The 19,431-nt window shown below is 43.5% G+C and carries 17 protein-coding genes and 2 tRNA genes; all 19 read right to left on the minus strand.

Going from position 1 to position 19,431, the window contains the following annotated elements:
• Positions 1–72 precede the first annotated feature (72 nt).
• Entirely contained in the window at positions 73–954 is an 882-nt protein-coding gene (locus tag KOLE_RS09260; RefSeq protein ID WP_015869159.1) for an ABC transporter permease, read from the minus strand.
• Positions 951–1,988: an ABC transporter permease gene (locus tag KOLE_RS09265; protein ID WP_015869160.1), complete on the minus strand. Its 1,038-nt coding sequence runs from the start codon at positions 1,986–1,988 to the stop codon at positions 951–953. The genes KOLE_RS09260 and KOLE_RS09265 overlap by 4 nt, the downstream gene beginning before the upstream one ends.
• Positions 1,985–3,523, minus strand: a complete 1,539-nt coding sequence (locus KOLE_RS09270; RefSeq protein WP_015869161.1) for an ABC transporter ATP-binding protein — start codon at positions 3,521–3,523, stop codon at positions 1,985–1,987. The genes KOLE_RS09265 and KOLE_RS09270 overlap by 4 nt, the downstream gene beginning before the upstream one ends.
• A 156-nt stretch (positions 3,524–3,679) precedes the next feature.
• Entirely contained in the window at positions 3,680–8,362 is a 4,683-nt protein-coding gene (locus tag KOLE_RS09275; RefSeq protein WP_015869162.1) for a DNA-directed RNA polymerase subunit beta', read from the minus strand.
• Positions 8,363–8,386: 24 nt separating this feature from the next.
• Positions 8,387–11,908, minus strand: coding sequence for a DNA-directed RNA polymerase subunit beta (gene rpoB / locus KOLE_RS09280; protein WP_015869163.1), 3,522 nt, complete (start codon positions 11,906–11,908; stop codon positions 8,387–8,389).
• Between the two features lie 107 nt (positions 11,909–12,015).
• Complete coding sequence (gene rplL / locus KOLE_RS09285) at positions 12,016–12,402, minus strand: 50S ribosomal protein L7/L12 (protein ID WP_015869164.1); 387 nt, start codon at positions 12,400–12,402, stop codon at positions 12,016–12,018.
• Between the two features lie 21 nt (positions 12,403–12,423).
• Positions 12,424–12,963: a 50S ribosomal protein L10 gene (gene rplJ / locus KOLE_RS09290; protein ID WP_015869165.1), complete on the minus strand. Its 540-nt coding sequence runs from the start codon at positions 12,961–12,963 to the stop codon at positions 12,424–12,426.
• Positions 12,964–13,138: 175 nt separating this feature from the next.
• Complete coding sequence (gene rplA, locus KOLE_RS09295) at positions 13,139–13,834, minus strand: 50S ribosomal protein L1 (RefSeq protein ID WP_015869166.1); 696 nt, start codon at positions 13,832–13,834, stop codon at positions 13,139–13,141.
• A 12-nt stretch (positions 13,835–13,846) separates the two neighbouring features.
• Positions 13,847–14,272, minus strand: a complete 426-nt coding sequence (gene rplK / locus KOLE_RS09300; protein WP_015869167.1) for a 50S ribosomal protein L11 — start codon at positions 14,270–14,272, stop codon at positions 13,847–13,849.
• A gap of 70 nt (positions 14,273–14,342) precedes the next feature.
• Positions 14,343–15,407 carry a transcription termination/antitermination protein NusG gene (gene nusG / locus KOLE_RS09305; RefSeq protein ID WP_015869168.1) on the minus strand — a complete coding sequence of 355 codons (1,065 nt, stop codon included), beginning with the start codon at positions 15,405–15,407 and terminating at the stop codon, positions 14,343–14,345.
• A gap of 26 nt (positions 15,408–15,433) precedes the next feature.
• The gene (gene secE, locus KOLE_RS09310) at positions 15,434–15,640 is read right to left on the minus strand and encodes a preprotein translocase subunit SecE (protein ID WP_015869169.1); all 207 of its coding nucleotides are present in this window, start codon (positions 15,638–15,640) and stop codon (positions 15,434–15,436) included.
• Between the two features lie 30 nt (positions 15,641–15,670).
• Complete coding sequence (gene rpmG, locus KOLE_RS09315; RefSeq protein WP_015869170.1) at positions 15,671–15,838, minus strand: 50S ribosomal protein L33; 168 nt, start codon at positions 15,836–15,838, stop codon at positions 15,671–15,673.
• A gap of 44 nt (positions 15,839–15,882) precedes the next feature.
• Positions 15,883–15,969 (minus strand) — tRNA-Tyr (locus KOLE_RS09320).
• Positions 15,970–15,982: 13 nt separating this feature from the next.
• A tRNA-Thr gene (locus KOLE_RS09325) sits at positions 15,983–16,058 on the minus strand.
• Positions 16,059–16,142: 84 nt separating this feature from the next.
• Positions 16,143–17,354 carry a bifunctional phosphopantothenoylcysteine decarboxylase/phosphopantothenate--cysteine ligase CoaBC gene (coaBC, locus tag KOLE_RS09330; protein ID WP_015869171.1) on the minus strand — a complete coding sequence of 404 codons (1,212 nt, stop codon included), beginning with the start codon at positions 17,352–17,354 and terminating at the stop codon, positions 16,143–16,145.
• Complete coding sequence (gene rpoZ, locus KOLE_RS09335) at positions 17,351–17,590, minus strand: DNA-directed RNA polymerase subunit omega (RefSeq protein ID WP_015869172.1); 240 nt, start codon at positions 17,588–17,590, stop codon at positions 17,351–17,353. The genes coaBC and rpoZ overlap by 4 nt, the downstream gene beginning before the upstream one ends.
• Positions 17,574–18,206 carry a guanylate kinase gene (gene gmk / locus KOLE_RS09340; RefSeq protein WP_015869173.1) on the minus strand — a complete coding sequence of 211 codons (633 nt, stop codon included), beginning with the start codon at positions 18,204–18,206 and terminating at the stop codon, positions 17,574–17,576. The genes rpoZ and gmk overlap by 17 nt, the downstream gene beginning before the upstream one ends.
• Positions 18,203–18,502 (minus strand): DUF370 domain-containing protein, encoded by a 300-nt coding sequence (locus KOLE_RS09345; RefSeq protein ID WP_015869174.1) that lies wholly within the window; start codon positions 18,500–18,502, stop codon positions 18,203–18,205. Before KOLE_RS09345 ends, gmk begins: the two co-directional genes overlap by 4 nt.
• Positions 18,503–18,514: 12 nt before the next feature.
• Positions 18,515–19,387 carry a YicC/YloC family endoribonuclease gene (locus KOLE_RS09350; RefSeq protein ID WP_015869175.1) on the minus strand — a complete coding sequence of 291 codons (873 nt, stop codon included), beginning with the start codon at positions 19,385–19,387 and terminating at the stop codon, positions 18,515–18,517.
• Positions 19,388–19,431: the final 44 nt, after the last annotated feature.

A 19,431-nucleotide genomic window follows, 5' to 3' on the forward strand; every position in this document is an offset into this window, starting at 1 on the left:
CCTGGTTCGCTAAACCAAGCGATTACTTACTATTCTGGCGCTTTTTAGGGATTAAGTAAGGTGTGCTTTGAGTCAACGTGACTTTTTTGTGGAAGCGGAGAACAAGGCCACGGAAATGAAGGTAACTATATACGGGATCGTTAGAAGGAGTTTCGGTGAGAATGTGGTAATAACCTGGAGTACGTTAGACAGTTCTGTCGCACCTATCATGATGATGGAAGCAGTCACGACGGGAAGAGGTTTTCCACGCCCGAGAAAAACAGCAACAAGAGCTATCCATCCCCTGCCGGCAGTCATGTTGCCAACAAAGGCTCCCAGCGGGAGAGAGAGGGAAGCGCCGGCGAGCCCGAAGAAAATTCCGGCGATAGTATAAGCTATGAGACGGGTTCGTACGATATTTATTCCAGAAGCGTAAGCGGTTTCTTCGTTCATTCCCACAGCCTGAATTCTAAGCCCTATCTTGGTCTTGTGAACTAAAAAATATACGATTGGAATCGAGATTATGGCAAGGTAATTGAGGATATTCAAATTGTTGAAAATTTCTCCCAGAGGTCCGAATTTGTCCAATATTCCGAAAGAGATTTGTCCGAGTTTCGGTATATTCAAAGGAGCAATGGTTCCTTTGCTGTGAAAGATTTCGACTGATAGGAAAACGGTTAATCCGGAAGCGAATATGTTGGTTGCCAACCCGACGATGAAAAGATTGGCTTTTAGTTTTTCAGTCAGGAAGATGGTTAAAAAGCCTAAAGAAATGGCTGACGCTACTGCAGATAATGTGCCAATCAGGAGGCGTTCGGAGATATAGGTCATCATAAAGCTGAAGAATGCGGAGAGAAGCATCATGCCCTCTATGCCTATGTTTAAGGCTCCTGATAATTCTGTAAATAGTCCTCCGAGCGCAGCAAAAAGGATAGGTGTTCCCGTGATTATAAAACCGTGCAGAAATTCCGTCATTTTTTCTCACGCCCTACTGTATATATTTCATAAAAGGCTCTGGCAGTTATGAAATAAAAAATTACCGATTGAACCACACGTGCAACTTCCGGTGTCAGGTCAGCTTGAAAGGAAGCTATTTGAGCTCCGGTGTCGAGATAAGCAAAGAATAAAGCTGAGGGAATGACAAGGAGAGGATTATTCCTGGCGATTAGAGAAACAGCTATGCCATTCCAGCCGTATCCTGCCGAAAACCCTCTTATTACCCTTCCCTGTATTCCTAGAACATCCACTATTCCACCAATCCCGGCGAGTCCCCCGCTCAAAAACATTGAAATGATATAGATGCTTCCAATCTTTATTCCAAGGTATCTGGCAAATTCCGGATCTTTGCCGGTTATTCTAAGATCGTATCCCATTCTTGTATGATATATGAACCAATAAATCAATATAGCAAAAAACAGCCCTATGAAAAAGCCTGTATGGAAGTCAGAAGGTGGCATAACTTTACTCAGCATGTAGTTGTCAGGTACCTTTGGGGTAGCAGCAAGGCCGGAGTAAAAATCCTGAAAGGGTCCTTCGACGATATAGTCGATCAATATGATGATCGCATTACCAGCTAAGAGAGAGGTGATTAGTTCATTTGCTCCTCTGGAAGATTTTAGCCAACCTGAAACACCAGCTAAAAGTCCTGACACGAGGAAACTTGTAAGAAAGATCAAAGGAACTACTCCGAATGGGAAAGCCCCCCCGAGTCTGACGGCGATGAAGGTTCCTGCGAGGGCACCGAGATAAACCTGACCTTCGACGCCGAGGTTGTATGTACCTGCTGAGAAGGCCAAGGATACCGCCAGCCCCGTAAAAATCAACGGTGTGGCACAGGCAAGCATATTGAAAAAGAAGTACTTACTGGTAAAGGGACTTATGAAGAATGAAAATAATGATTCTGACGGGACATCGCTCGTCAGGAGTATAATTATTATTCCAGCAATTATTGAGATTGATAGAACCGTTAAGGTGCCCAACAGGCTGGAAATTCTATCTCTTCTCTTCAAAATGTATCATCCTCCGGAAAATCGTTTCTTAGGCCTAACATGTATTCGCCTATGAGTTGCTTGGTAAGGTTTGTATTTGGTTTGTTGAACACAATTTTACCTTTATACATTACGATTATTCGGTCGCTGATTTTTAAGATCTCATCGAGATCACTGGAGACGACGAGAACGAACTTTTCATTTTTTAGTTTGAGCAATTTAGAATGGACATATTGAGAAGCAGCGGTATCCAATCCCCGGGTAGGTTCTGAAACGATCAAAACGTCTGGGTTGAGTTCGAGTTCTCTTGCTATTATGATTTTCTGGATGTTTCCGCCTGAAAGGTATTTTATCGGGAGTTCAAGTTCAGTTACGTTGATCGAATAGGTTTTGATAACTTCTTTTGCCCATTCCCGGAGCTCATGGTAATTCAGTAAGAATCCTGGTTCTTCGGAGTTTCTCAGTTTGTGAGCAATCAGGTTTTCGAGTACACTGCATTGCAAGCAACTTCCCACTCTCGTTCTATCTGAAGGAATGTAAGCAATTCCCAGCTCTCTTAACTTCCTTGGGGAAAGTCCAGTGATGTTTTTCCCTTTGAAAAGTACTTTTCCGGAGGTTATTTCTGCCATTCCGAACAATGCATTAACAAACTCTTCCTGACCGTTTCCTGAAACACCGGTTAGTCCAATGAGTTCACCGGCATATCCTTCTATGGAAACATTTTTTACAACATTGCTACCGGTTCCCGGATTTTTAACGCACAAGCCTTTTATTGAGAGAATAAGATTTTTTTCAGACTTCAACTCATGTTTCGTCTCTTTTGAAGAGGTGGTTCCTGACATGACAATGGAGATTTCCTTTTCGTTGAATTCTTTGTTATCAAATTTCCCGACAATACGTCCACGATTAAGAACGGTGATTTTGTCAGCGATTTCTTTAACTTCATTCAATTTATGAGTAACGAAAATAATAGTTTTTCCGGACGTTTTGAGTTCTCGCATGATTTTAAACAGACTTTCTACTTCTTGTTCCGTCAAAACCGCAGTTGGCTCATCGAGTATCAGAAGTTCGGCGTTTCTTACGAGAAGTTTTAGGAGCTCTACCTTTTGTTTTTCACCAACGGACAGTTGTGAGACACTGGAAAGCGGTTTGATGTCCAGATTGTACCGGCTGGAAATTTCTCTCACGATTTTTTCGGCTTTCCTACGGTCATAAATACCGAGCTTTCCAGGTTCTGTCCCCAGGAAGATGTTGTCGACAACGGTTAAATCCTCTATCAGCATAAAATGCTGGTGCATCATCCCGATGCCATGCCTATAAGCGTCCAGCGACGACTTAAGCTGCAATTTCTTTCCTTTGAAAATTATCTCGCCTTCGTCCTTTCTTTCTAATCCAGCGATAATCTTCATTAGGGTCGTTTTCCCTGCGGCATTTTCTCCGATAACAGCGTGAATAGTCCCTTTTTTCACCTTAAGGGTGACTTTATCCAGGGCAAGGACTCCTGTGCTTTTGTAGAATTTGCTGATATTTTTTACTGTAAGTAAGGCACCTTCCATAGAATTCACTCTCCCTGAATATCCTATCACATCACCCGTGCGATGATTTTTTCCAAAAACGCAAACATCGTGATATTAGAAGAATTGATAAGAATTTTTTTTGTGAAATAAAAAAGCGGGGAGAAAAGCTCCCCGCTTTTAGTTTTGTTGAGGTGATTATCCGACATCTTTTGCTTCTTCGGTTACTTCTCTTGCTTCTTCGATCTGGATGTTCGCGTACATATCCAGGCCTGTTCCAGCAGGTATGAGTTGCCCTACGATGACGTTTTCTTTTAAGCCGAGTAGATAGTCCACTTTTCCTTCCACAGAGGCCTCCGTGAGAACCTGCGGTGTCTGCTGGAACGATGCAGCGGATAACCAACCGTGGCTTTCGAGAGATGCCTTGGTTATTCTCAGCAGTCTGCGCCTGTATTTTATGGTTTCTTTCGGGTTTATCTGTATCGTTTTCTGTGGTATGACCAGTTCCGGGTCTATCTCTTCCAGAAGCTTCTGGTATTCGTCTTCAGTTACATCGTATATTGTTATTTCTTTGATACCCGTTTCTATTATTTTGTTCATGAGTTCTTCTGTTATGGGTTCTCCTTCAACGGCTATCTTTGTAACGTTTCCTTCTTCATCTTCGTCTAGAATCCTTCTGGCGAGCCTTCTGCCTATTACATATTCGCGGTTTTCCTCGACCTTCTTGTTGTCTTCCAGAATTTCGCGATTTATCTTTTTGACGTCCTGCAAGCTCAGAAGATCGCCTGGCAGATAGTCCGTGCTTCCGGGATCAACGACTTCCACCATTGATAGCATCTGGCGAATTATTAGCTCGAAGTGCTTGTCGTGTATTTCAACACCCTGCTCTGCGTAAACACGCTTGGTTTCCATGAGCAGGTACATGGCCGTTGGTATGACTCCGAGCTTTTCCATAAGTTTTCTTGGTCTTATTGTTCCTGTTGTAAGGGATTCACCTTTCAGTACCTTGTCTCCTACTTCGACCCTTGGCTTTATGACAGTGGATAGATCATGCTCCTTTATTTTCCCTTCCAGTGTTTCGATGTAGATCTTCTTTCTGCCCTTTTCGTCTGTTGCTATATCTTTGACAATTCCTTCTTCTTCAGCGAAGAGTGCTTCAGGATCCTTGAGTTTTTTACGTGCTTCGAACAGTTCTTCAGCTCTTGGAAGACCGCGTGTTATGTCAGCACCGGTAGCGATACCGCCGGTGTGGAAAGTTCTCATTGTCAGCTGGGTTCCTGGTTCACCGATCGACTGTGCTGCAACGATTCCAACGGCCTCTCCGACATTTACGATTTCGTGGTTGGAAAGGTCCATACCGTAACACATGGCACAGACACCGTGATCGGCATCACAGGTGAGTACTGACCTTATTTTTATAACTGGCCTGACTTCAACGGATGTGAAACCGTTGTCTACAAGTTTCTTTGCCGTGACAACATCTATCTTTTCCTGGTATTTTACGAGTACCGTACCGTTCTTATCCCTGAATTTTGGTCCTACATAGACTTTTCCAACGGCTGGATAGATGTCGAGCATTACTTCGCCAACTTCCAGTGTTTTGAGTTCGTGGAGTATGTCGCTTGTAAGCTGTGTTCCAGCTTTGAATTCTTTGTCTCCTATTTCTACATCTTCAGCCAATTCGGCGTAATAACCGAAATGCCCAACTTCGTTGAGATTTACTTTTTCTGTCTTTTTAACGGGAATAGTTTTTCTGAAACTCGCTACGAATTTGGCGTCTTCATCGCGTATCATTGTGTCTCGGATGTATTCTTTGCCGGAAACAGGGTTTTTAAGGACTTCGTTTGTTTCGGGATCGATGACGTCTTCAGCGAGGACACGGCCGAAGATGAAGTCCTCTAGCTTTTCTATGGTCACATCGTCAGCCATCATTTCGAAGGCTTCTATACCATTGCTGGTTCCACAATCCGGGGTTGTGATGGTAACACCCTGTGCTACGTCAACCAACCTTCTTGTCAGGTATCCGGCAAAGGAGGTTCTCAAAGCTGTATCTGCTGATCCCTTTCTTGCACCGTGCGTTGAGGTGAAGAATTCAAGTTCTGTAAGTCCATCACGGAAGTTGGAGATAATAGGTACTTCGATTGTTTTACCGGATGGATCTGCCATGAGACCTCTCATACCGGCGAGCTGCTTCAGCTGGTCAATGTTACCCCTGGCCCCGGAATCAACCATCATGAAGACAGGGTTGAATGGGTATTTCTTGAATTCATCGAAGGTTTTGCGCATCAGTTCTTCTGTGGTTTTTTCCCAGATCTTTATGATTTCCTGTGATCTGTCGAGTTCGTTAAGGAACCCTTTCCGGTAAAGGTCTTCGATTTTATCAACTTTCTTTCTGGCCTCTTCTATTATCTTGTCTTTTTCCGGATAGATGACGATGTCCCTTATGGATATCGTAAGACCACTGATGGTTGCGTAATGGAAGCCGAGTCTCATCATATCGTCGAGAAGATCGGCTGTTCTGTCTATACCGTACTCCTGGAAACACCTGTAAATCAAGTTTTTAATAGCCTTTTTGCCAAAGGTCGTGGAGTAATCTTTCAGGTCCTCAGGGAGTATCGCATTGAATATGATCCTTCCCACGGTGGTGAGGGTCAGATCACCCTTGTTTTCGTCGAGTTTAACGAGTATGGGTTCGTGCAGCTTTATGATTCCGATATCATATGCGAGTAACGCTTCGGCCTCTGAAGAGAATTTCCAGTTTATCTTTTCAAGGGCTTTTTCCCTTACACGTCTTCTGAGCTCAACGCCATCGATTCCCTGAGATTTTAGTTCTTCCTGGTATTTGTTCAACTTCTCCTCGAAAACCTTGTATTCGTGATCAACTGTGGTGAGGTAGTACACACCAACTATGATATCTTTTCCAGGCATTGAGATGGGTTTGCCGTTAGCAGGTGATATGACGTTGTACCTGCTGAGCATAAGAAATTTCGCTTCAGCCTGCGCTGCAGCAGATAGCGGAACATGAACAGCCATCTGGTCTCCGTCAAAGTCTGCGTTGAAAGGAGCACAAACCAGCGGATGGAGCTGTATGGCGTTACCTTCAACGAGCCTGGGTATAAACGCCTGAATGGATATTCTGTGCAGTGTTGGGGCCCTGTTCAGCAGAACAGGGTGCCCTTTTATAACGTCTTCGAGTACTTCCCAGGCTTCGGGCATTTCCTTTTCTATGATTGTCTTCTTTAGTTTTCTTGCGGTCTTGCTTGATTCACTTCCATGAAGCAATTTACCGAGAACGAAGGGCTTAAAGAGTTCCATGGCCATTCGTTTCGGGATACCACATTCGTGGATTTTGAGATCAGGTCCGACAACGATAACCGCACGGCCGGAGTAGTCCACACGCTTACCGAGCAGGTTTCTTCTGAACCTACCTTTTTTACCCTTCACGAGATCGGTAAGGGATTTCAACGGACGGCCGGATTTATCTGTAACTGCTTTTCCAACACGGCCGTTGTATATAAGGGAATCAACAGCTTCCTGAAGCATCCTCTTTTCATTTCTGACGATTATGTCGGGAGCACCGATACTGAGGAGCTTTGCGAGACGGTTGTTTCTGTTGATTACCCTTCTGTAAAGATCGTTCAAATCGGTTGTAGCGAAACGTCCACCTTCAATCTGGATCATTGGCCTAAGTTCAGGTGGTATGACGGGTAACGCCTCGAGAACGATCCATTCAGGTTTGTTCCCGGATTTCAGGAAATCTTTTACGAATTTGAGCCTTCTGAGAAGTTTCAAGGCTCTAGCACTGCTCTTGGGGATACCCTTCAGCTCGTGCTCTATCTGGATCTTAAGTTCTTCAAGGTCAAGGCTTCGCAACAGCTTCTGGATAGCCAGAGCGCCGTAATCACATTCAATTTTCCCGGGATAGATTTCTTTGTATGCGTCGTATTCGTTTTCAATTATGATGTCTCCAACTTTAAGCCCTGTTTCCTTGGAAACGTCTTCGTCTATTTTGGTTACGATAACAATCGGCCTGTCGCTTTCCGTGTCTGTTTCACTTTCGAACTTACCCGGGTAGTATTCTTCGAAGATCTTAAATTCCTTTTCAGAGAGCACCTCGTCTTCAAACAGGAACCTGTCTGCAAGGGTATCGCCCTGTCTTACTTCGTCGCCGTCCTGAACGTAAATCAAGCCACCTTCGAAGATGGGGTACTTTTTGGTTATTCCATTTTCTCCTTCAATGATAATCCAGTTCAGTTCACGTTCAGTGTTCCCGGTGCCGTTTTCAATCTTTACTTTACCGTCGATCTCTGCGATGACAGGGCCACGTGGAGAACGGATCTTGTAACCCTGTTCAACGTCAAAATCCCATTTCTTTGAGTATATGTCATATTCTGTCTGGTAGAGTGTTTGACCGGGGAAAAAGTCGGTTCCCTTGGGGTCTGTGACGACGTAGAGTTTTTCAATTACGCGTTTTGAGCCGTAGTAAATGATGTTTTCAAGATCCTTTGATGGAATGTTTAAAAGCGATGCGAGAATACTTGGGGCACTCTTGAGATACCAGACGTGAACAACTGGTGCTGCGAGCTCAATATGGCCGATTCTTCTTCGTCGAGCTTCTTTGGACTCCACCCTTACACCACAGCGTTCACAAATTGTGCCCTCGTATTTTTTTCCTTTGTATTTACCGCAGGCACACTCGTAATCTTTGGTTGGCCCAAAGATCTTTTCACAGAACAAGCCATCTCTTTCAGGCTTGAAGGTTCTGTAATTTATGGTCTCAGGTTTCTTTACTTCCCCACTTGACCATGAACGTATTCTCTCCGGAGAAGCGATTTTAATCTGTACAGTAGAGATTTTCCTGTTAAATGTACTTATAGCCATTCTTTTCCCTCCTTGAGGGATTTTTTATAATTTGTCAACATCAAGTTCGTTACCGTTCTGATCGTAAACCCTTATATCCAATGCCAATCCCTGAAGTTCCTTTATGAGAACTTTGAAACTCTCCGGGATACCGGGCCCCGGAACGTTTAAGCCCTTCAGGATGGCTTTGTAAACCTCGTTTCTTCCTTTTATGTCGTCGGATTTTACTGTAAGGACCTCGTTTAGGGTGTGTGCAGCGCCATGAGCTTCAAGTGCCCAGACTTCCATTTCACCAAATCGCTGACCACCAAAGTGGGCTTTTCCTCCAAGAGGCTGCTGGTGAATCAGGGAGTATGGACCGGTGGATCTGGCATGGATCTTGTCCTTTGCTATGTGAACAAGTTTAAGCATGTACATTACACCGACAACAACAGGGTAATCGAAAGGAAGCCCACTCCTACCATCTCTAAGTAGGACTTTACCGTTCTTCTCTTTCTTGGAGTCGCCAACATCTATACCGGCAGCTTTTCTTGCTTTGTAAAGTTCTTCCATTATTTCGTCTTCTTTTGCACCGTCAAATATTGGTGTGGCGAAATATCTGTTGGTTAATTGCCCTAACCATCCGAGGTGAGTTTCAAGAACCTGTCCAACGTTCATACGTGATGGAACACCAAGAGGGGACAAAACTATCTGTACCGGTGTTCCATCTGGAAGGAACGGCATATCTTCCTTTGGTATGATGTTCGAAACAACACCTTTATTACCGTGACGTCCGGCGAGTTTATCCCCAACATCGAGGGGTTTTCGGCAGGCGACATAGACCTTAACGAGTTTGTTCACACCGGAACCGAGTTCGGAAATCTCCTCTTTATCGAAAACCTTGACATCAATTACTCTCCCCTCAACTCCGTGGGGGACTCTTAGTGATGTGTCTTTTACGTCTCTACCTCTGTCGCCAAAGACTGAACGGATTATCTTTTCTTCAGGTGTTGTGTCGGATTCACCCTTGGGTGTGACTTTACCGACCAATATATCTCCAGAACTCACATAGGCTCCAACCCTGACGATTCCATTTTCATCAAGATTCTTAAGCAGTTCTTTGGAGACGTTTGGAATATCAGCTGTGATTTCTTCTGGACCAAGTTGAGTATCTCTTGCTACGGTTTCGTACATCTCTATGTGTATGGTTGTGAAGGTTTCTTCTTCGAGTAGCTCTTGACTCACGAGTATGGCATCTTCGAAGTTGTAACCTTCCCATGGTAGGAATGCGACAAAGATGTTTTTACCAAGAGCAAGCTCTCCCATGTCAGTGGAAGGACCATCAGCGATTGGATCACCTTTTTCGACAGTTTCACCCTGGGAGACAATAGGTCTTTGATTTATTGTGGTATCCTGGTTGGTTCTGATGAATTTGTGCAAAGTATAGACGTCCTGAATGGGTTCGCCACTTTCAGAAAGAATTGGGTTGCCATCTTCGTCGATTCTTTCGATGATGATCTTTCGCGAATCGACTTTCTTGACAATTCCCCTGTGCTTGGCCAGAACAACGTATCCAGAATCTCTAGCGGCAATAGCCTCAACTCCTGTACCAACAATAGGAGCTTCGGGTTTTATAACGGGAACGGCCTGGCGTTGCATGTTGGAACCCATCAGAGCACGGTTAGCGTCATCGTGTTCCAGGAACGGGATAAGAGATGTCGAAACGCTGACGATTTGCTTTGGAGAAATTGCCATCAGGTCAACTTTTTCTTTTTCAACGTATTTTATTTCGCCTGCGTGCCTTACTTCAACGACACTCTCGACAATGTTTCCGTTATCATCGACTTCGATTGTTGATTGGGCAATATTGTAAAGTTCTTCTTCGTCTGCTGCAAGATAGACTATTTCATCTGTGACCTTACCATTTTTGACTTTCCTGTATGGAGTCAGCAAAAAGCCGTATTTATCTATTGTTGCATAGGTAGAAAGAGAAGTCATGAGACCTATATTGGCACCTTCAGGTGTTTCTATTGGACACATTCTACCATAGTGTGAATGATGAACGTCGCGGACTTCAAATCTTGCATGTTCTCTTTTAAGGCCACCAGGTCCGATAGCAGATAATCTTCTCTTATGAGTCAACTCCGCCAGTGGGTTGACCTGATCCATAAATTGCGACAACTGGCTGGTTGCAAAGAATTGATGCAGAGTGGTCATAAGGGTTCTAACATTAACGAGATTCTGAACGGTGACCTTATCGAATGACGTGTAAATGGTGAGCTTTTCTTCTAAAAGCTTATGTATTTTGACAAAGGCTTTTTCGAATTCATTTTGCATTAATTCGCCGACCGTTCTGACTCGTTTGTTCCCAAGATGATCTTTTGTATCCAGCAATTCTGGATGACTTTCCAGCTGGGCCAAATGTCTGGCCGCTAGAACTATATCAAGTTCGGTCAGAACGGTAGATTCTTCGGCGTATTCAATGTCTTCTGGAACTTCAGTCTTTTTAACCTCTTTAAGGTATTCTTTATAAACTTTCCTGAGTCTGGAGTTTATCTTGTGCCTTCCAACCTCAGAAAAATCAAATCTATCAGGACTGAAGTACAGGTTGTGGAGATAGTTCTTTGCGGCGTTGATTCTGGGGATTTCCCCGGGCCTGAGTTTTCTGAATATCTCTATGTACGCGTCTTCAGATTTAATATTCTCACCGTAAGTTCTGTGGAAAGCTTTAAGGGTACTCATTGCTATTGGCATTGGAAGTTTGATAACGTCAACATCGGATTCAGCGATTTTTTTTGCCAGAGCTTCGGTGAGCACTGCGCCTCTTTCTGCTATCAGTTCGTTTCTTGTTTTGACGTCGCTGAGGATAATGCTTCCTACGTGTTCAAGCAAAACATATTCATCGTTGGCATCTACATCATGAACGAATAGGTCAAGAAGTTCGAGGTCATCTTCGTAACCAAGCGTTTTGAGAAGAAGGAAAAGGTTCATTTTTCTTCTTCTGTCAATCCTTACCTGAAGTACTTTCTTATTTGGGTTCAAAAGGATTTCAAGCCAGGCACCTTTTACCGGGAGGAAATGAGCAACGAGAATTGGCAAGGAGCCTGAAGAGGCTTTTGTTGGTTCATCTACAAAGTAAACCCCCGGCGATCTAACCAGCTGGTTTACAATGACTCTTTCCGCTCCGTTGATAATGAAAGATGCGTTGTCCGTCATATAAGGAAGGTAACCGAAGAAGGCTTCTTCTTCCTTGATTTCTCCACTGTAAAGATCAGTTATTCTGACGGTGACATACAGTGGAACGGAGTAGGTAAGACCTTTGTCTTTACACTCCTGAATGTTGTACTTTGGGTTACCAATTCTTGTGCGGACGAACTCCAGTGAGAATCCCTTTTCATTCTTTCGTGAATCTGGGCGTTGAATTTGTGATTTGATAGGAGAGTACTTCTTCAAAACATCCAGAAGTCCTTCTTCAAGGAACCACTTGAAGGACTTGAGCTGAATTTCAATGAGATTGGGAATCTCAAGAGGTTCGATAACTTTCCCGAAGACCCAACGTTCTCTTTTACCAAACATGGCCTTTCTCATCACATCACCTCTTGTTTATCTAAGCACACTAAACCCACATCAGGCATTTCACCTGATGCGGGCAATTAATAATTATAATCTTTGTGTGTAAAGGCTTGATTACCTAATTACTTCAGCTCTACTTCAGCACCGGCTTCTTCGAGCTGTTTCTTGATCTCTTCGGCTTCGGACTTGGATATACCTTCCTTTATAATAGCGTCAGGGGAACCAGCCTTTTCGACGAGTTCCTTGGCTTCCTTAAGTCCGAGACCGGTAATGGCTCTTACGGCTTTAATAACTGCGATCTTCTTGTCGCCGAAGGACTTAAGAACAACGTTGAACTCTGTCTTTTCCTCTTCCTGAGCTGCCTGTCCACCAGCGGCTCCGGGCATGGCAGCAACAGCAACAGGCGCGGAAGCACTAACACCGAATTCCTCTTCAAGAGCCTTAACGAGCTCTGCGAGTTCAGCAACTGTCATTTCTTTAATAGCCTGAATAAGTTCTTCCTTCGTCATTATAACACACCTCCATAAGAATTATTCTGATTTCTTATCTTTTATAGCGTTAAGCGCGTAAACAAGCTTGCTGATGATACCGTTCAGCGAGTACACGAGACCAGAAATTGGGGCGGCAAAACCACTGACGACCATAGCAATAAGCTGCTCTCTGGACGGTAGCTGTGCCAGATCCGGAATCTTGCTTTCATCGTGGAACACTTTCTCCAGGTAGCATCCTCTCAAAACAGGGAGCTTCTTTTTCTTGGAGAAATCGTAGACGATTTTAATCGCCTCAATTGGATCGGCATCGACTATGGTAAGGATAGCTGTTGTCCCGGTAACCTGCTCTTTCCATTCTTCTTCTTCGTAAGACGCGTTTCTCAACGCCAGTCTGATGAGCGTATTTTTGGCAACCTGATAACGGGCTTTATCTTCGAATTTTTCGTACAACTGTCCTCTGAGTTCGGAGATTGTTTGAACATCCATGCCCTTGTAATCGGTGAAGAGAATAAGGGATGCTTTGGAAAATCTATCGGTCATTTCCTGGACAAGTTGTTCCTTTTTGGCTCTTGTGAGCATCCGCTGTTGCACCTCCTTTCAAAAAAAGCGGCCATTGAGGCCGCAGAAATATGTGAAAAATTATTCTTTCAATCTTTTCCGCGTACCTCGGTAGGCGGTATGGAAAACCTTTAGAAACCTACTGTCTTCGGTACATATTCACTTTCACTTCTTTATTCTACCACTTTTAATTCTGTTATTCCACTACTTTCTGGTGATCGAGCTTTATACCAGGGCCCATTGTTGGTGCAACGACCACTTTAACGATGAAGCGTCCTTTGGCGGCTGCTGGCTTCATTTTAGAGATTTGCTCGAGTGCGGATACGAGGTTTTCTTTGAGCTTTTCGCTGTCAAAGGATTTTTTGCCAATCGGGAAGTGAAGATTCCCGGTTTTATCGTTTTTGATTTCGACTCGTCCAGCTTTGAAGGCTTTAACAGCTTCTGCGACGTCTGTTGTTACCGTTCCGGCTTTGGGGGAAGGCATTAATCCCCTTGGACCGAGAATTCTTCCGAGCCTACCGATTTCTCTCATCATGTCAGGAGTGGCAATAGCCACATCGAAATCTGTCCATCCTTTCTGGATTTGCTGGATGAGTTCGTCGGAACCCACAAAGTCAGCTCCTGCGGCTTTTGCTTCTTCAACCTTTTCTCCGCGTGTGAATACGAGAACTTTTACGTTTTTACCGGTTCCGTGGGGAAGACTTATCGTACCTCTCACCTGCTGATCAGATTTGGAAGGTTCAATCCCGGTCTTTATATGAAGCTCAATTGATTCATCGAACTTTGCTGACGGCATCTGTTTCAGAAGTTCAATGGCTTCATCGATTGTATAGGCTTTTGTCCTGTCAACGAGTTTACGAGCTTCGAGATACCTTTTTGATCTTTTAGGCATACAGATCCCTCCTTAGTCTACGACCTCGACGCCCATATTCCTTGCCGTACCCTCGATGATCTTCATAGCAGCTTCGAGAGTCCTGGCGTTCAAATCGGGCATCTTGATTTTGGCTATTTCTTCCACCTGAGCTTTGGTGATTTTTCCAACTTTGACTTTGTTGGGTTCACCGGAGCCCTTCTTGATGCCGGCAGCTTTCAGTATTAAGAAGCTGGCAGGTGGCGTCTTCAGTTCGAAAGTGAAGGATCTGTCAGCGTAGACGGTGATAACGGCCGGGAAAACCATTCCTGGCTTATCAGCAGTGACAGCGTTGAATTTCTTACAGAAGTCCATGATGTTAACACCGTGCTGACCCAATGCGGGACCAACAGGTGGAGCCGGTGTTGCTTTTCCGGCTTCGAGCTGCAACTTGATTTTTGCAATAATCTTCTTAGCCATATTTCACTACCTCCTGTGGTTTTAGCGGGATATTCCCTCCCACGTATTTATCGTGATGCTTCAAAATGCTTCAAACAATTTTTTCTATCTCTGACAGGTTTAGCATAACTGGTGTTTCACGGCCGAATATGCTGACAACGACTTTAACTTCCTGTCTTTCAGGATCAATCTCTGTGATTTTACCTACGAAGTCTTCAAAAGGTCCAGAATTTATACGAACCATTTCGTTGACTTCAAAATCAACCTCAACCTTGATTGGTCTAGTTTTTTCTTCGTATTCCTCGAGCCCAACCAATCTTAACAGCGCCTTGATCTCTTTGGGCTTTAGTTCTATGGGCTGTCCGCCATTTGAGACGAAGTTGACAACATTAGGTGTACTCTTGACGAGATTCCACGTCTCGTCAGTCATGATCATCTCGATAAAGATATATCCCGGGTAAAGCCTTGTGCGGGTGATTTTAAAGATCTTGATCTCTTTTCTACCGGGTAGTTCAGCGATCTCTGTACGCCCATCAATCTTGGAATATATGGTTTTCGAATCGGCTATTTTCTGTCCGCGGCTGACTTTGGCGCCTTTTTTGATGATCTTCGGATCATAGCTCTTCGGATAGACCATGTAGACGTCTTCTCCGCCGTTATCTTTTTCAACTACGATACGTTTCATCTTTTCGGTGAAGACGATTCTACCATCAAGCTCACAGAAAAAATCTCCCTGCTTCGCCAGAGGCATTCCCTGACGAATTCGTGCACCGGCCTTAATCCCTGTTTCGACTTTTGCGCTTTCAGGAATGTAATAGGTTTTAGTATAACGCCTGTCTATTGTTTCTATGAAGATCACCCGGTAATTCTTGATCTCTTTTATTACACCGTCGTTTTTCGCTTTTGCTTCTGGCTCTCTGGCAATGGGATCACCCTTCTTGACATCCTGGTTAGATGATACAAGAAGCTCGGCGTCAGATGAGACAATATGCTTCTCCGCCGCCGCGGAGGTTCTGTCAAGCTTTACCTCTTCCGGGACAAGGATTCTGCCGAAAAGATGATCATAACCATAGGAGCGAACTTTTGCTTCCAGAGCTTCCTTAATAGAATTTTCAAGTCCGGAATAAGTTTGAATTATGTACCACTTTTTACGCACCAGATATCACCTTGCGGTATTCATTATTATAGGCCACCTGTGAGGAACTTAAGAAGGTCGCCTATGACATTAGTAAAAATAATATCGAGAAGTCCGAGAAAAATACCGCAGACCAAGAGAACAACCATAACAGCACCAGTTGTAGAAAGAAGCTGTTTTCTATTTGGCCAGGTTACCTTTTTGGTTTCCTGCCTAACCTCGGTGATGAATCTCCAAAAACTCTTTTGTGCCATTCAATCTCCTCCTAAGGAATGAAACGTCCATTATTTGGATTCTTTGTGCAATGTGTGTTTTCTGCACCTCGGACAGTATTTTCTGCTGTCGAGCTTATACTTTTTTCTTCTGTCCTTGAAACGATAATAGTTTCTGGTACCACATTCAGTACACTTGAGTGTCACGAGTATTTTGTTGCTTTTCGTTTTCTTGGCCATCGTGTCACCTCATCCGTTTTTTTATTCATATATAACATAAACAATGGTGGTAAGGGGTGGGTTCGAACCACCGTAGGCGTTCCGCCAGCGGATTTACAGTCCGCCCCCTTTGACCACTCGGGCACCTTACCACCGCTAACTGTGTGGAGCCAACGAAGGGACTCGAACCCCCAACCTGCTGATTACAAGTCAGCCGCTCTGCCAGTTGAGCTACGTTGGCTCGACACTCGGTTTTTATTATAAACGGTCAATAAGAAGCTGTCAAGATACCAGAAAAAATTTTTGTTTCCAGTGATCAAATTAGTTAGTGTTCTTTGAAATAACGGTCAGTTATTCTTTTCACGATTTCATAAGCCAGTTCAGCTTTTGACATTTGGGGTAGCATTTCAAAATCTCCTGAGTCATATATTATTCCCACTTCGTTGAGTTCGGATTCAAAGCCTATGTCTTTTCTGGATATGTCGTTGAAGATGATCATATTCAACCCTTTTTTCTTGAGTTTTTCCTGTGATCTTTCAAAGACCTGTGAATCTTCGGCACTGAATCCTACGAATATTTTGCCATTAGATTTGTCAAGACTGCTCAATATATCCTTAGTTCTTTTGAGGTTTAGTTGTAATGGTTTATTACTCTTTTTTAGCTTCGCGCTCAAAGTTTTCTCCGGTGTGTAATCAGCGACAGCAGCAGTCATAACAAGAAGATCGGCTTTCTTTACTTCGGTTATTGTAGCTTCAGCCATTTCTGAGGCAGAAACAACGTTTATTACTTTGATCCCGTAAGGTGGTGTTAAATTCGTTGGGCCGCTTATGAGTACAAGTTCTGCTCCCATATATCTGAGAGCACGAGCTATCGCATAACCCATCTTTCCAGAAGAACGGTTGGTTATGAATCTTACTGTGTCAATGTATTCTCTTGTGGGACCCGCAGTGACAACCGCTTTCTTTCCAGAAAGGGGTTTCGGAGAAAGAAGAAATGCCAGTTCTTCAATTATTTTGTCGTTATCTGGATAGCGGCCTTTACCGGTTTCGCCACAGGCAAGATGGCCTTCTTCCGGTTCGATGAAGTACCAGCCGTTATTTTTAAGGATGGCGATGTTCCTTTGTGTTGTTACATTCTCGAACATCCTTGTGTTCATGGTAGGAACGAGAAGCTTTCTATTCCCGTTATATGCCAATACTGTTGACAACAAAAGATTATCGGCTATCCCGTGAGCTATTTTTGCTAGAGTATTTGCTGTTGCTGGTGCAATGATTAAAGTATCTGCCCAACGGGAAAGCTCAGTGTGTGGAATCCATCCTTTTTCTACAGCGTTGAGATCTGTGTATACCGGACAGTTGCCGACAGCGGAAAAAACAACACCAGAGATCATTCCTTGAGCCTCTGGTGTCATAATTATTGCTAAATTTGCCCCTAATTTTCTCAGTTTACTTACAAGATCAACAGCTTTGTAGATTGCTATGCCGCTGCTTATACCTAAAAGTATGTTCTTACCTTTCAGAAATCTGCTTTCCATCATTTTACCTTTGGGACGAGGATTTTCAACATTTCTTCGTTTCTGATGACTATGCGACCCTCTTCCAATTCTTTAAGGGCAATGTTTATCTTGTCGCCGGCTTGTTTCACCATTTGGGGGTCGAGTTTTGGCCTACCAAAGTCTTTTAGACCCTCGGCTCTACGCGCAGCGGCTATAGGGATAGCGTACTTATGCCTTATCCTTTTGAGAAGTTTGTCGTAATTAATTATCACAGACATCGTTATCACTCTCCTTAAAGAAGTCCTGTAGTCCCATATGATCTTTTATTCTATCAACTCTCAGTTGTTCTGCTATTATTACTGCTTCAAGTTGTTTTACCGACTCGTTTAAAGTTCTGTTAACTACCAGATATTGAAAATCTGAAATGTGGGATAATTCCCACTTGGCATCTTTGAGTCTTCTTTCCCGATCTTTCTCTTTTTCAGTGCCCCGGTTGTCAAGGCGCTTTTTCAGATCTTTGAATGATGGAGGGCATATGAATATGGTAACAGCGTCGGGAAGTTTTTTCATCACAGACAATGCACCCTGAACATCAATATCCAGGATAATGTTTATCCCTTTTTCAATCTTTGACTCAACGAAACTTTTTGATGTTCCGTAGAGGTTACCATGGACTTCCGCCCATTCAAGAAATTCCCCACTATTTACCAGTTCCACAAATTTTTCTTTACTAACGAAAAAGTAATCTTCCCCATCAATCTCTCCAGGCCTTTTGGGGCGCGTTGTATAAGAAACAGAAAATGTAAGATTCGGGATTTTTTTTAGGACTTCTTTCAAAATTGATGTTTTTCCAGCTCCGGAAGGACCGGAGACTACATAAATTGTTCCCCTCATTCTTCCGTCCGTCTCTCCGCCTGTCTGATTTCTTCGAGAAGTTTCTCGATGTCCGTGAAGGTTTGCATGAAACGAGAAGCGATTGTTTCTGGTTGAATTGCGCTGAGAATAACGTGGTTACTGTCAGTGATTACAATAGCACGAGTTTTTCTACCGTAAGTAGCGTCTATTAGCTTTCCTTCCTCTTTGGCAACCTCTTTTAGTCTTTTCAAGGGAGCTGATTCAGGGTTAACAATCGCTATAACACGATCCCCAATGATTACGTTTCCAAACCCAACATTGATAAGTCCGTACACTCTCTGCACCTCCTACTCTATGTTTTGCACCTGTTCTCTGATTTTATTTACCAACGTACGTCCTTCGATTGAAAGAGATGTTATGGACAGTTTCTTTGATTTAGCCGCTATGGTAGAAAATTCGCGATGCATTTCCTGACAGAGGAAATCAAGTTGAATACCACATTCGCCATCTTTATCGAGAAGCTTTTCGAAGGAATCTATGTGTGAGAATAGTCTTACTATCTCCTCAGATATATCGGCGCGTTCAGCGAGGATTACCACTTCCTGCTCCAATCTATTCTTATCAGCTTCAAAATTGAGAATTTCTTCCACTCTCTTTTTGAGCTGTTCACGATAAAATTCCAGAAATCCTTTGGATTCCTCTTTTAGAGAATTTGCTATTTGTCTCAAACTGGTGAGATAGGAGCGTATGGCTTGAGAAAGGTTTTCGCCTTCTCGTTCTTTGTCTTTGTTTAAGTCCGTCACCGCTTTTCCCAGAGCGATCTTAGCACAGTCCCATATTTTTTCCATCAACTCTGGAGAGACTTTGTACCTCAATATATCTTTCATTTTCGTCATTACATCGAGACTTATCCTGTCAGCAATTTTGAATTTATCAGCGAGTTGATTTAAAGCTCTGTAATAAGCGCTTGCCATTCCCATATCTGGTTGAATTACATCGGCCTGATCCATGAACAGAATATCTATGTATGCTTTGATTGTTCCCCTTCTGAGGTGATCTCTCAAGAATCTGGAGGCTTTGATTTCGAGTTCGGTGAATCTTCCACCTGTGTTTACATCAATGTTCAGGTGTTTAGAGTTAACGCTCTTTAATTCAACGGAACATAGTATTCCGCCTTTTTCTTCCTCTGCTCTTGCGAATCCTGTCATACTTCTAATCATTAGATCACCTCAAAGAGAATTATATCTGACTGTGAACAATTATA

Source organism: Kosmotoga olearia TBF 19.5.1, assembly GCF_000023325.1.
GTDB classification, from domain to species: Bacteria; Thermotogota; Thermotogae; order Petrotogales; family Kosmotogaceae; genus Kosmotoga; species Kosmotoga olearia.